Source organism: Vibrio zhanjiangensis, from assembly GCF_030161235.1.
In the GTDB taxonomy this organism is placed as follows: Bacteria; Pseudomonadota; Gammaproteobacteria; order Enterobacterales; family Vibrionaceae; genus Vibrio; species Vibrio zhanjiangensis.
Window position 1 is genome coordinate 17519 of the sequence record NZ_BSPW01000021.1, and the last position, 12810, is coordinate 30328.

13 protein-coding genes are annotated in these 12810 nt (G+C 40.9%); 8 read left to right on the plus strand and 5 right to left on the minus strand.

The features are described from left to right. Positions 1–43 precede the first annotated feature (43 nt). Positions 44–664: an imm11 family protein gene (locus QQK21_RS04985; protein ID WP_284191090.1), complete on the plus strand. Its 621-nt coding sequence runs from the start codon at positions 44–46 to the stop codon at positions 662–664. A gap of 41 nt (positions 665–705) precedes the next feature. On the opposite strand, the gene QQK21_RS04990 is transcribed toward QQK21_RS04985, so the two are convergent. The 4 genes from QQK21_RS04990 to grcA form a co-directional block, all read right to left on the minus strand. Continuing rightward, positions 706–1839, minus strand: a complete 1134-nt coding sequence (locus QQK21_RS04990; RefSeq protein WP_284191091.1) for an RCC1 domain-containing protein — start codon at positions 1837–1839, stop codon at positions 706–708. 403 nt (positions 1840–2242) lie between these two features. Next, positions 2243–2641, minus strand: coding sequence for a hypothetical protein (locus tag QQK21_RS04995; protein WP_284191092.1), 399 nt, complete (start codon positions 2639–2641; stop codon positions 2243–2245). 264 nt (positions 2642–2905) lie between these two features. Then, the gene (locus QQK21_RS05000) at positions 2906–4471 is read right to left on the minus strand and encodes a sensor domain-containing diguanylate cyclase (RefSeq protein ID WP_284191093.1); all 1566 of its coding nucleotides are present in this window, start codon (positions 4469–4471) and stop codon (positions 2906–2908) included. Positions 4472–4609: 138 nt separating this feature from the next. Next, positions 4610–4987: an autonomous glycyl radical cofactor GrcA gene (grcA, locus tag QQK21_RS05005; RefSeq protein ID WP_284191094.1), complete on the minus strand. Its 378-nt coding sequence runs from the start codon at positions 4985–4987 to the stop codon at positions 4610–4612. 807 nt (positions 4988–5794) lie between these two features. Here grcA and ung point away from each other — a divergent pair. Further along, positions 5795–6505, plus strand: coding sequence for a uracil-DNA glycosylase (ung, locus tag QQK21_RS05010; RefSeq protein ID WP_284191095.1), 711 nt, complete (start codon positions 5795–5797; stop codon positions 6503–6505). A gap of 75 nt (positions 6506–6580) precedes the next feature. Beyond that, on the plus strand, positions 6581–7132 hold the full coding sequence (locus QQK21_RS05015; RefSeq protein WP_284191096.1) for a hemerythrin domain-containing protein: 552 nt from the start codon (positions 6581–6583) through the stop codon (positions 7130–7132). A 60-nt stretch (positions 7133–7192) separates the two neighbouring features. Here the strand turns inward: QQK21_RS05015 and QQK21_RS05020 are convergent, their stop codons facing one another. After that, positions 7193–7375, minus strand: a complete 183-nt coding sequence (locus QQK21_RS05020) for a DUF3545 family protein (RefSeq protein ID WP_284191097.1) — start codon at positions 7373–7375, stop codon at positions 7193–7195. A gap of 703 nt (positions 7376–8078) precedes the next feature. Here QQK21_RS05020 and QQK21_RS05025 point away from each other — a divergent pair. The 5 genes from QQK21_RS05025 (at position 8079) to QQK21_RS05045 (ending at position 12791) form a co-directional block, all read left to right on the plus strand. Next, a complete protein-coding gene (locus QQK21_RS05025; RefSeq protein WP_284191098.1) occupies positions 8079–9512 on the plus strand; it encodes an alanine/glycine:cation symporter family protein in 1434 nt (477 codons plus the stop codon). A gap of 99 nt (positions 9513–9611) precedes the next feature. Then, positions 9612–10385, plus strand: coding sequence for a peroxide stress protein YaaA (gene yaaA / locus QQK21_RS05030; protein ID WP_284191099.1), 774 nt, complete (start codon positions 9612–9614; stop codon positions 10383–10385). 12 nt (positions 10386–10397) lie between these two features. Then, positions 10398–10547: a DUF5363 family protein gene (locus QQK21_RS05035; protein WP_284191100.1), complete on the plus strand. Its 150-nt coding sequence runs from the start codon at positions 10398–10400 to the stop codon at positions 10545–10547. Next, positions 10547–11320 carry a TatD family hydrolase gene (locus QQK21_RS05040; protein ID WP_284191101.1) on the plus strand — a complete coding sequence of 258 codons (774 nt, stop codon included), beginning with the start codon at positions 10547–10549 and terminating at the stop codon, positions 11318–11320. Before QQK21_RS05035 ends, QQK21_RS05040 begins: the two co-directional genes overlap by 1 nt. Before the next feature lie 205 nt (positions 11321–11525). Further along, complete coding sequence (locus tag QQK21_RS05045) at positions 11526–12791, plus strand: NupC/NupG family nucleoside CNT transporter (RefSeq protein ID WP_284191102.1); 1266 nt, start codon at positions 11526–11528, stop codon at positions 12789–12791. Positions 12792–12810 lie beyond the last annotated feature (19 nt).

Here is a 12810-nt window from a genome sequence, read left to right on the forward strand (position 1 = left end):
CCATTACATACCAAAGTACAAGATGGATACCTAAGGTAGGACGATGAGTCAATATAACGATCAGTACTATATCGTATTTAAAAACTATGATGAGAATACTCTATATCTAAAACCGCAAAAACATTCGGCAATGAGAGACTATGAATACACCAAGCTTACTGGCGGTGAGCCAATGTTTTTTGAAAATGGCTATCGTGATGAAGATCGCGCGCGAGGTGTTAATCGCCCTATTAAGCAGGCGCATTTAGATTCAACCTATCCAGTCTTTTCCGATGCAATAAAGCAATCTCTGGGCAATATTGATAATCCATGCTGCCAAGCTTATCCGGCGGTTATTGTTGATGATAATGATAAGTATCATGAGGGTTATTGGGTATTTAATGTTTTTGAAAAAATGGATGTACTCGATATGGATAAGTGTGCCATCCGAAAAAGAAACCCGAATAGAGAAGGCCAAAGAATCCAAAGATATTGTTTAAGTGATGAAAAACTCATGGCTATGAAGGAAGAAAACAGATTAGTCTTTATGCCTAAATACAGTGGTTATCCGCATATTATGGTGCATGAAAAAGTGGTTAGGGCGTTTAAAAAGCACAATGTGGATACGCTAAATTTTGTAAAGGTTTCTGATTGGGTGATGGGCATGCAGTTTGTACCCGCTTAATTAATAGGCCTTGCGGCAAAAGGAGGCTTAGCCTCCTTTGGCTAAAAAACGCTTTGTGGTGTTGTTTTAATCTCTCGATGACCTAGCCCCAATTGACCTTGAATATTGTCTCCCCAGCATTTGAGAGTGTCATCTTCTAACAGGGCGCAGCTATGCCGATTTCCCAATGAGATTGCTTTCACATTACTGGCTAAAGTGACTGTGGTTGGAGTGGTTTGACTATCACGACTACCAATGCCTAGCTGCCCGTATTGATTGTCTCCCCAGCATTGTAGTGTGCCACTTTGCAAGATCGCGCAGGCATGTTGTTTACCCAGTGCGAGCTTTTCCACATTCTCTGAAAAGGAGACACTTGTCGGTCGCGCTTTGTTGTTTTGATTGCCAATACCCAATTGACCCGATTGATTGTTGCCCCAGCATTTGACCTGTTGATTGTCTAAGAGTGAGCAAGCGAAATGCTGACCTGTTGCAATTGCCGTGGCTGGGCGACCCAGATCAACCAACTGAGGCAATAAATAAGACTGATTGTCTTTGGTTTGATTGGCAGGAAAACCTATGCCTAATTGACCGAAATAATTGTTACCCCAGCATTTTATTTGGCCTGAGTATGTTTGCAGACAAGTGAAGTTATCGCCAACTTGAATATTGCTCAGTGGTGATGCTTCAATCACATCACTGGGCGCAAGTTCAGGGCGAGTTCTACCTGTGCCGAGTTGACCAAAGAAATTGTCTCCCCAACACTGCGCTGTGTGATTATCTGTGATGAGACAAGCATGGTTACTGCCCATAGACAGAGATTGTGCTGGATTTGGGAGTGATAGCATTTTGGGGGCAACTAAGCGATAAGAACCTTGTCCCAACAAATAGCGAGCATTATCTCCCCAGCATGCAACCTCTCCTTGTGTCGATAAAGAGCAAGAGTGCGCGGCAGCAAGGCTAAGCTGTTTTTTCGTGCCTCCGAGATTGACGGCAGTCGGGGTGTCTATAGAGTGTTGAGTAGACGAAGCGATGCCGAGCTGACCGGAATAATTATCCCCCCAGCAATGGATGACATTATTTTCAGAGATAGCACAAGTATGGCTATTTCCTAGCGATACCTGCTTCCAAGTTCTTGGTGTGTATGCTTGTGCATTAGAGATAACCAGCAGCAAACTGACAAGAGGTAATATCTTCATATTTCTCATGATACCTATGATTAAATAATATTTATGGTGGTCTTAAAGCTGATTTGAATTGATATATTTTGATAGTAATGCGTTAACTAGAGTAATAAAAACAGGCTAATGTATATAATCATTAGCCTATTGAGCTTATAGTTTTACCTAAATACTTGATTAAAGCTTATCGCAAAAACATAAGTTAATACTGCAAATTGGCATTTCACCCGGAGGGCAATTAATACTGGCAATCGAATTTGTAGAAGAAAAAAGAGCGACAGCGAGCAGTAGGGTGGTTTTTTTAAACATAATGGTCTTGTTATTTTTTATTTGTCACATGGAACAAATATAATGTGTTAAAAGTTGTTAATAATCAATGATTTATTATATTCCACCGTACTGATATTATATAATATTTCACTTAAACTCTGAGCTGAAAGTTAGCTTCAACACGGCCTTGTAGATAATAAGTTCGATAACCATGGATAAAATAACGTGAGCCATCTGCGCGAATAATCTCAAAAATCTCCCAGCGTGAGGTGCCACTATCGGCAGGTTGTAGGATATATCCAGCAGGGCATTGCAGTGATTTTTGTTGCCATAAGGCTTCATCTACTCTAAATACCGTATAGTAAACACCATTTGCTTCAGTAACTCGTCCCCAGTTACCTGATATTGTCACGTAGTTATCATCACTATCTAGCAACCACTCCCAATCGCTTGCATCCGGAAGACCGCAATATACGTAGGTCGTGGTACTGGCAAAAGCAGGCAGGCTAAAAAAAAGCGCAACAGAGAAAAAGATAGATAATAATTTCATATAATAAAACTTACTTGTTATCAAAATGTTAAAACAAGGTAGATGTTTTTATTTGCTTAAGTAAATGACTTATGGGTATAAAACCTGACTCAGATCTCAATAAAAAATTTATAATCCCTTATATTTTGAACTGAGGCAAAGTTTAATATTAATTTAATGACCTAACTAATTGTTAGCTTTGAATGTAAAAAACATCACTAATTATTCAATATTAATGCTCAGTTATTAATATTGATAATCAGTGATATACAGTAGATTATGATTTTAATTTTTGAGGCTAGACCAAGTGCTGGCTTTATTTCTTCCCGCATCTTTCGACGCATATAATGCTTCATCCGCTCTGGCAATAACCTGATCAATATTTGTGTCTTTAGAGCTGATTTCTGCCACGCCCAAACTGACAGTCACAGTGCGCTCGAGTGAGAAAGCATTAGACTCAATGGCTTCCCTTATCGTTTCGGCCACTTTAACAGCATTTTCTTCCGGAGTATTAGGAAGTAAGATAATAAACTCTTCTCCTCCCCATCTTGCCAAGGTATCTGTGTGTCTGACCTTCTTTGCCACCACAGCACTGAGCTCTCTCAGGCAATCATCCCCTGCATTATGGCCCAGCTCATCATTGATTTTCTTAAAATGATCAATATCGAAGATAATAATACTTAATGTAGAGTTGAAACTTTTGGTCTTCGCCTGTTCGAATTGCAATCTTTCGGTGAAAGAGTTTCGATTATGGAGCTTGGTTAAAAAGTCAGTACTGGACAGATAGGTAAGCTCTTTTTTGTGGGTGAACTCAGAATAAATATTCCATATGTAAAATAGTGAGACAACGATAATGAGAATAAAGTAGGTTGCATAGTTTTGCAGCAGGTTGCCTAATAGGTTATCTCGAGAGCTGCTGATCAAGTAAGCAACGTGTTGGTCTTTAAAGTTCTTGATTGAAAGAAAACTAATAATATAGTCCTTGCCTTGTATCGAAACAGCTTGTGAAAAGCTCTCTTTTTTATCAAAAAGAGGCTTAAGTTTGCTGCTGTATGTCTTTGCTTGATCAATGAGGCTTCTGTGGTTTACATCGCGCAAATGTTTTTCAAATACGGCTTTGTCGTAGTAGTAGCCATCTGTCAGGACACTCGGGATATAGTGGTCTTTCATATCATCGAACAATTTTGCATCGACGGCATCTTGGCTGATGATAAATTGGAAGTCGTCTTTGGGGTACAGTTCAACCAGCAAGTCAATAATGCTGCCCATGGAAAGAGACACTTCGACGCTGCCAAGTGCTTGTTGTCCATGAGTGATAGGGTAGACGAAGCGGTAGCCGTTAAAAATGCGCCCTTCTTCAAAGCCTTCAACTATTCGTTGCTGCGTGTTGGCAAGTCTTACAGACTCTCTGATTGAAAACAGGTTGTCACCGTATTTTCCCGGTTTGTGCACTCGAAGGAAACTGTCGCCATTTGGAAAATGAAAATGGAGTTGCCTGAAGTTGTGAGCCCTGAGCAGCTGATAATTATCCTTAAGCAGCTGATACAACCTCATTCTTGCTTGGTCTCGTTTGTTCCCCGTTTCTGCAAGGGCGATTTCCAGTAATTGGATCACTTCATTGTCGTTGACTATCTGCTGATAGACGTAGTGCGAGAACTTCTTATACACGCCGATGCTTGAGCGGACTTTAGATTCCATACTCACGGAATAATTATCGAGTATTCGGCGTTTTTGTTCTCTGTATTCTCCGACCAAAATCGCAAAGGATATCAGGATAAGAGTAATCAAAGTGCCCAAGTGAACACATAATCTCAACCCAAGAGTAGGTCGTAAAGGTGATAGTGATTTCAAACCGCTTCCCCATCAAGCACAATCAATAATGTTTTATTGATAGTTTAGTAGATAATCTTAATGCTGGAGGATCTAAGTAGGGAAGTTGGGCCTAGAGAACATTGTAAAAGGCGCGTATTTGCGCCTTAACATATGTTTTTATAGAGATTCTGTGAAGGTCCGAGCAATAACATCACGTTGTTGCTCTGTGGTTAGAGAATTAAAGCGCACTGCATAACCTGAAACACGGATAGTCAGCTGAGGGTATTTTTCAGGGTTTGCTACCGCATCTTCTAGTGTTTCACGTTTTAGTACGTTAACGTTTAGGTGTTGTCCACCTTCGATACGTGGCGCAGTTTCAATGGCGACTTCACGGCTTTCATATTCGCCCAGTTCATCGGTCGTAATCACTTGATCCGCTGCGTATCCGCGATCAGCCGCTACGCAGCGAGCTTCACCTTTATCTGTGTCAATTAACCAAATGGAATTGAGCAATGCATCATTCGCTGCTTTGGTGATTTGAATACCTTGAATCATGTTTATCTCCTAATTGAAGTAATGGTTTGTTGATGTTTTTTTTCTAAAATTTTAAGGCTGGTTATTATATAACTTACAATGAAATTTAATGTCTTGATTTTAATCAATGAAAGTTTTCAATTCTTAAATGTTTGATATTAATTATATTGATCTGGATCAAACCAATGATTCTTGGTCACTTTTCCCTGCAATCTACTTTGATTAGCGAAATTATTGCCCATGTTATTTTGTTGTAAATTTACTGCATAATGGGTTTGTGAATTGGTCTGATACGGATAAAAGACCGTAAAGAAGCCAGTTTTGTGAAAGTCAAAGGTGGTAAAACTACAAGATGGTTGGAGCAATGAGGATCGAATTCTCATTTTGCGAATCATTGCTAGAAGATAGGGGGGGACTACCACGGGATTAAAGTTGCCGCTTAGTGATAGGTTTTTTTGTGATTTTATGAACATGGCTTTTCTCCTTGTTCAATGTCACGGAGTTATAAGCTTTTGAATGAAATATGGTTTGCTTGTCAACGAAAGAGTAAACCTAAACACAACACTTAGGTTCGTTGTGTAGGGAAATTATTGGCATTAAATTTTCATAGCATAATTGGGCTTATACACAACAGGAAACACCACTATGCCATACACATCCTTTTTCACTCGTACTCGTATTTGTCGATTTCCGATGCCAAACCGTCATGTGACAGGGCGGGGACATCATAGAACGCCACAAAAGCATTGAATTAGCTTTCTAAGGGCTTTGTTCCTTTCCCCGTTTTTGCGACAATTATTGCAGCATTTATTGGAAAAGGAACAATACATGAGCCCTTCACTGACGTGGCACGACGTCATCGGCGTTGAAAAACAGCAAGATTACTTCAAGCAAACTATAAACTTTGTTGAGTCTGAAAGGGCTGTAGGAAAGGTCATTTTTCCTCCAGCAAAAGATGTTTTTAATGCTTTTCGCACCACTGAGTTTGGTGATGTAAAGGTCGTGATTCTTGGTCAGGACCCCTATCATGGCCCTCGGCAGGCTCATGGTTTGTGCTTTTCTGTTCTTCCTGGTATCAAGCCACCACCTTCACTTGTGAATATGTATAAAGAGCTATCTCAAGATATTGATGGGTTTGAAATCCCATCGCATGGTTACTTACAACATTGGGCAGAGCAGGGCGTACTATTGCTCAATACAGCACTGACGGTAGAACAAGGCAAGGCTCATTCACATGCCAAAACGGGTTGGGAAACCTTCACTGATAAGGTGATTGAAGCGATTAATCACCATCAGTCTGGCGTGGTATTCCTGCTGTGGGGATCACATGCCCAGAAGAAGGGAAGGTTCATTGATCGCAATCGACATTATGTGTTGTCAGCACCGCATCCTTCTCCTTTGTCGGCTCATAGAGGATTTCTGGGTTGTCGACACTTTTCTCAAACCAATCAGATTCTCGATTCAATAGGGAAACCAGTCATTGATTGGTGCTTGCCAATGTCAGTTGATAGACAAGACCAAATGCATATAAATGCCTAGTTTTCGACCGATGTCAACGTTGTAAGAATGGTTTCCTTATACACTTATATAAAATAAGGGTAAAGGGGCTTTATCATGATGATGGAAAGAATCCGAAGAGAACATAGTTATATGGTTCGGCTTTTGGCTGTTTTGAACCAGAAAATAAAACAGTTACAGGCTGAACAGTCGATTAATTACAGCGTGGTTAAAGAGGTTGTTGATTACTTGGCGAGTCATTCTGAACGTGTTCATCACCCAAAAGAAGACATTCTATACCATTATTATATGGAGCATTATGGTCACAAAGATGAGATAGAAAACTTGGAATATGAGCATGAAATTTTGTCAGACAAGACTCATGAATTCCTTAATATCGTTGAAATGATTCTTCAGGATGCTGTGGTACCGCAAGATATGTTTATTGAACAGCTTGAATCCTTCATTTTGGCGCAAAAACGCCACCTAGAGATGGAAGAGCGCTCGATTCTTCCTCTCATTGATAAAAGTTTCAATTTTCATGATTGGCAAGAAGTCGAGAAACAATGGAATCTTGGGGAAGACGACCCCGTTTTTGGTGCCACGATAGCAGAAGAATATCAGCAGATTGCGGCTCGTGTTCGTCAAGGTGAGCATGAAAGTATTTAAGGGAAAGTAAAAAGAGGCATTGATATGCCTCTTTTTACTCTCATTAGTTCAGTGTTAGTATCAATAGTCCAGTTGTTCAAAATCATCGAAGCCGATGTCCATGTCTTTTAATTCGCGCTGTAGTCTCTGTTTGTCTTTAATCGCCTCAATTTCTCGCCACTTGCGCTTGACTGGTTTAGAACGCGATGAGCGGTTTCTAGGGAATTCCATTTCCAAGATTTCTTCAAAGTTTAAGCCTTCCATAAGCCACCTCTTTAAATGATTTCTCTTTGAAGGGGTACTGTTTAAATACCACTCTGTCCCAATAGTAACTTTGATTGGTTTCTCATTTGTTACGATTAAATTAATTTTTTATGCATTTTAGACTGGCCTTCACAGAAAAATGATGAAATTTTGTTGATTTTTTATCCAAACAGACTTGGTATAATGTGCAATTTATCACAAACTAAATGTTAAATATGTGTTTAAAAAACGACCAGGTCGGCGAGGTGTGAGTGAGTGCTCATTGAAAGGTGTTGAGTATCGATATTCTGCAAAATGTAACTAGGTGGTTGTCTAGGGTGAGTCCTTGATGTTAAAGGAGTGGTGATTGTCCTTACAACAGGATACAGACACAGGTCTGCATGCCGATTATTGTTGTTAAATTTTAATGTTAATGTTTTTAAATTGTGCTTTTTTTGTTCCTTTTTGTGTTAGTTAATGGTGATTTTATAGTTAAATATAAAATCAATATGAATTGAGTTTCATATTGATTTTTGACGTTTGAGATTGCATTATCCGCCAGTCAAAAAATACGCTGTTACGTAAAATGGAAGCATGAGGCGCGTTTTACATATCTGAGTTGCACGATAAATAAACAATAATACTAAGCAAAGTTGACACTTGGTTGGCAACAGGATGGAAGGCAAGGAAGCATAGAGCAGCGAACACTCAATATGAGGATCGTATGACAGATTTAATTAATTTGATGAATGACCTACTTTGGGGCTCAATTCTGGTTTACCTGCTGGTTGGTGTCGGCGTGTACTTTACATTCAGACTTGGCTTTATTCAGTTTAGACACTTTGGCCATATGTTTTCTGTTTTGAAGAACAGCCGTAAATCTGATGACGCAGGCATATCATCATTTCAAGCTTTGTGCACTAGCCTTGCTGCCCGTGTAGGTACAGGAAATATGGCGGGTGTTGCGGTTGCTTTAACTGCGGGTGGTCCGGGCGCCATTTTCTGGATGTGGCTTATTGCCATGCTTGGTATGGCAACCTCGTTTGCTGAAAGCACATTGGCGCAGCTATACAAAACCAAAGATGATGATGGGAACTATCGTGGTGGCCCTGCATACTACATGGAAAAAGGCCTTGGTATGCGTTGGATGGGGGTGCTGTTTTCTATTTTCTTGATCATCGCCTTTGGTTTGGTATTCAACGCCGTTCAAGCGAATTCTATCGCAGATGCAATGCATACCGCTTTTGGTTGGGATGAAACTTACGTTGGTGTCGCAGTTGTTGTCCTTTCTGCCGTGATTATTTTTGGTGGCATCAAGCGAATTGCACGTGTTGCTGAAATGATAGTTCCCGCTATGGCTTTACTGTACTTGCTTCTCGCGTTGTTTGTCGTATTCACCAATATTGAAAAGCTTCCAGCGGTACTTAGCTTGATCTTTAAGAGTGCGTTTGGTTTGCAAGAAGCAGCAGCGGGTGGTCTAGGCTATGCGATTGCACAGGCCATGATCAACGGTATTAAGCGTGGTTTGTTTTCTAACGAAGCGGGTATGGGTTCTGCACCCAATGCAGCAGCGTCTGCCACACCGTATCCACCGCACCCTGCATCTCAAGGTTATGTACAGATGTTAGGTGTGTTTACGGATACTATTGTTATTTGTTCTGCCACCGTCGCAATCATTCTCATGTCGGGTGAATATGTGCCACATGGTGAAGTGACCGGAATTGAATTAACTCAGGCAGCATTGAGCTCTCAGGTTGGTTCTTGGGGGGGGATTTTCGTTGCTATCGCAATTTTCTTCTTTGCCTTTACGTCAATTATTGCCAACTACTCTTATGCGGAAACCAATTTAATATTCCTTGAGCATAATCACAAAGCTGGTTTGGGTATCTTCCGAATTGTTGTGCTAGGGATGGTTATGTTTGGTGCCGTCGCATCACTGCCTGTGGTTTGGTCTCTAGCTGATGTTTCTATGGGGATGATGGCTATTGTCAACCTAGTCGCTATCTTGTTGCTCTCTGGTATCGTGATTAAATTGGCTAAAGACTATAATCGCCAGCTTAAAGCAGGCAAGGTTCCAACGTTTAATAGCGATGATTTCCCAGAGTTGAAGTCACAGTTAGAAAACGGTATTTGGGATAACAACAAAAAAGACTCATAGACACACTCTATAGTAACAATACAAAAAGCCATGCAGACATTGCATGGCTTTTTTTGTACTCTATTAGGTGTTCACACTAGGAAAAATAGAGTTAAAGTCATGTTAATTGTCGTATCACCTGCGAAAACCTTAGACTATGAATCACCCTTGGCGACAGAGAAATATACTCAGCCCGAGCTTGTGGAATATTCCAAACAGCTGATTGACGTATGCCGTAAACTCACCCCGGCTGATATTGCCAGTTTAATGAAAGTGAGTGATAAAATTGCGGATTTAAACGTTGGACGTTTTCAAGAGTGGAGTGAGGAATTTACAACCGATAATGCTCGTCAGGCTATTTTGGCTTTCAAAGGTGACGTGTACACAGGATTAGACGCCCAGACACTCTCTGAGCAGGACTTTGACTATGCTCAAAAACATCTAAGGATGTTATCTGGACTGTACGGACTTCTTAAACCTCTTGATCTAATGCAGCCATACCGATTAGAAATGGGGACAAAACTTTCTAATCCCAAAGGAAGCAACCTCTACCAGTTTTGGGGCAATGTCATCACGGATAAGTTGAACCAAGCTATTTCAGAGCAAGGGGATAATGTCCTGATTAATCTTGCTTCTAATGAATACTTTAAAGCGGTGAAGCCCAAGTCGCTTGATGCGCAAGTGATTACGCCAATCTTTAAAGATTGCAAAAATGGTCAGTACAAGGTCATCAGCTTTTATGCAAAAAAAGCACGCGGTATGATGGCGAGATTTATTATCGAAAACCGCATCGATAGTGTGGTGGAGCTGACTAAATTCGATGTTGCTGGCTATTATTTTGTTGAACAAGAATCTTCACCAACGGAATTAGTGTTTAAAAGAGAGGAACAGTAAAGGTCGTTGGTTATGTACACTTGGTTTAAAAAATGGCTTAAACGATATGACGCATGGTGTTTCTCAATGGGAATGACTGAAGAAAACAGACGCCGCTGCGTACCTTATCGTAATGACTCTACTGACCAAGCATCTAATTCTCCGCACAAGGCGCAACAATAATGCGCCTTTTTGATACTCATTGCCATTTTGATTTCGATGTTTTTAGCGATGATTTTGTCAGTCATCTTCAGCTTGCTCACGAGCAAGGTGTTGAGAGAATAATGATTCCCTCTATAGGCCCATCAAACTGGGATAAGTTGCTTGCAATGTCGGCTGAACATGCAGGGATATACACAGCATTGGGTATGCACCCTTATTTTCTGAGTGGTGATAGTTTTTTTTGCTTTGCTGATTTAAAGAAACAAGTAGATGCTCATATCAATCATCTCCAAGCCATTGGTGAATGTGGCTTAGATGCTATGGTTGATGTTGATCATGAAATACAACGCCAAGTATTTAATGCACAAATAGCACTTGCAAGTGACCACCAACTGCCTTTAATTCTCCACAGCAGGAAAACGCATAATGAAGTTCTTCAGCTTTTAAAAAAACATAAGTTTTCTTTTGGCGGTGTACTTCATGGTTTCTCTGGCAGCTATCAACAAGCGATGCAATTTGTTGAACTCGGCTTTTATATTGGGGTGGGTGGGGTGATAACCTACCCTCGAGCACAGAAAACTCGCAAGACTGTTTTTGACTTGCCTCTTGAGAATATTGTGCTTGAAACGGATGCCCCAGATATGCCGCTCATGGGATATCAAGGAAAGCCCAATCACCCAGCAATGTTAGTTCACATTCTGTCTTGCTTAGCCAATCTTCGAGAAATGGATGAGCAAACTATTGCACAAATAACATGGGAAAATGCCAATCAAGCCTTCAAAATATGTGAATAGTTTCTAAGTAAAATGTTATTACTATGATTTAATAACTTTGTTTTGGTGATCCGTGTCACATATATGAATGAGCACATGATGAATCTTATTAGAAACTGTGAAGACCGCATTACTTTAACTGTGGCCGGATGAGTATAATTGCCCCCGCTTTATCGCTCCATAATTGGAACACGCCAACAAACAACATATAAGGAAGTCATAAACTATGAGCCTGTTTATGAGCCTAGTCGGTATGGTAGTCCTACTCGCAATTGCAGTAGCCCTATCTAGCAACCGTAAAGCTATTAATTTAAGAACTGTGGGTGGCGCATTCGCTATTCAATTCGCACTTGGTGCGTTTATTTTATATATACCTTGGGGACAGGAATTGCTAAGAGGCTTTTCTGACGGTGTTTCGAATGTTATTGCATACGGTAACAAAGGTTCCGATTTTATCTTTGGAGGCTTAGTATCAGACAAGATGTTTGAAATGTTCGGCGGCGGCGGCTTTGTCTTCGCTTTCCGAGTTCTACCAACATTAATTTTCTTCTCTGCATTCATTTCCGTTTTGTATTACATCGGTATTATGCAGTGGGTGATTAAGATCCTTGGTGGTGCGCTGCAAAAGGTATTGGGTACTTCACGTTCAGAGTCTATGTCTGCGGCGGCAAACATTTTTGTCGGTCAAACCGAAGCTCCTCTAGTCGTTCGTCCATTCATTCCGAAAATGACTCAATCTGAGCTATTTGCAGTAATGTGTGGTGGTCTAGCCTCTGTAGCTGGTGGCGTGCTTGCAGGCTATGCATCTATGGGGGTACCTATTGAGTACTTGGTTGCCGCATCCTTTATGGCAGCACCTGGTGGTTTATTATTTGCAAAAATCATCATGCCAGAGACAGACAAGCCAAATGAAAACTTTGATGCTGATATTGGTGGTGCAGAAGATAAGCCGTCTAACATTATTGATGCCGCCGCTGGTGGTGCCGCTGTGGGTTTGCAATTGGCGCTGAATGTTGGTGCTATGTTACTTGCTTTCGTTGGCCTTATTGCTCTTGTTAACGGCATTTTAGGTGGTATTGGTGGTTGGTTTGATATGCCTGAACTGACTCTAGAACTTATCCTTGGCTTTGCGTTCTCTCCACTTGCATTCCTAATTGGTGTTCCATGGGAAGAAGCGACAGTTGCGGGCTCATTTATTGGTCAGAAATTGGTTGTCAATGAGTTTGTTGCGTATTTAAATTTTGCCCCTCTTTTAGGTGACGGAGCAGAAATCGTGCTGTCTGAGAAGACTAAAGCGATTATCTCGTTTGCATTGTGTGGTTTTGCTAACTTGTCTTCGATTGCGATTCTGCTAGGTGGCTTGGGTGGACTTGCGCCTCAGCGTCGTTCAGATATTGCTCGTATGGGTATGAAGGCGGTTGCTGCAGGGACATTATCAAACCTAATGGCTGCAACAATCGCAGGTTTCTGCTTAACGTTAACAGGTATGTGATTTTGTAACGTCGCTACCG

Coding starts and splice junctions, on each gene's coding strand:
- QQK21_RS05020 (WP_284191097.1), bottom strand. CDS start 7,375: ATGGAAGGCTTAAACTTTGAAGAAATCTTGGAAATGGAATTCCCTAGA.
- ung (WP_284191095.1), top strand. CDS start 5,795: ATGAGCCCTTCACTGACGTGGCACGACGTCATCGGCGTTGAAAAACAG.
- yaaA (WP_284191099.1), top strand. CDS start 9,612: ATGTTAATTGTCGTATCACCTGCGAAAACCTTAGACTATGAATCACCC.
- grcA (WP_284191094.1), bottom strand. CDS start 4,987: ATGATTCAAGGTATTCAAATCACCAAAGCAGCGAATGATGCATTGCTC.
- QQK21_RS04985 (WP_284191090.1), top strand. CDS start 44: ATGAGTCAATATAACGATCAGTACTATATCGTATTTAAAAACTATGAT.
- QQK21_RS04995 (WP_284191092.1), bottom strand. CDS start 2,641: ATGAAATTATTATCTATCTTTTTCTCTGTTGCGCTTTTTTTTAGCCTG.
- QQK21_RS04990 (WP_284191091.1), bottom strand. CDS start 1,839: ATGAAGATATTACCTCTTGTCAGTTTGCTGCTGGTTATCTCTAATGCA.
- QQK21_RS05035 (WP_284191100.1), top strand. CDS start 10,398: ATGTACACTTGGTTTAAAAAATGGCTTAAACGATATGACGCATGGTGT.
- QQK21_RS05045 (WP_284191102.1), top strand. CDS start 11,526: ATGAGCCTGTTTATGAGCCTAGTCGGTATGGTAGTCCTACTCGCAATT.
- QQK21_RS05025 (WP_284191098.1), top strand. CDS start 8,079: ATGACAGATTTAATTAATTTGATGAATGACCTACTTTGGGGCTCAATT.
- QQK21_RS05015 (WP_284191096.1), top strand. CDS start 6,581: ATGATGATGGAAAGAATCCGAAGAGAACATAGTTATATGGTTCGGCTT.
- QQK21_RS05040 (WP_284191101.1), top strand. CDS start 10,547: ATGCGCCTTTTTGATACTCATTGCCATTTTGATTTCGATGTTTTTAGC.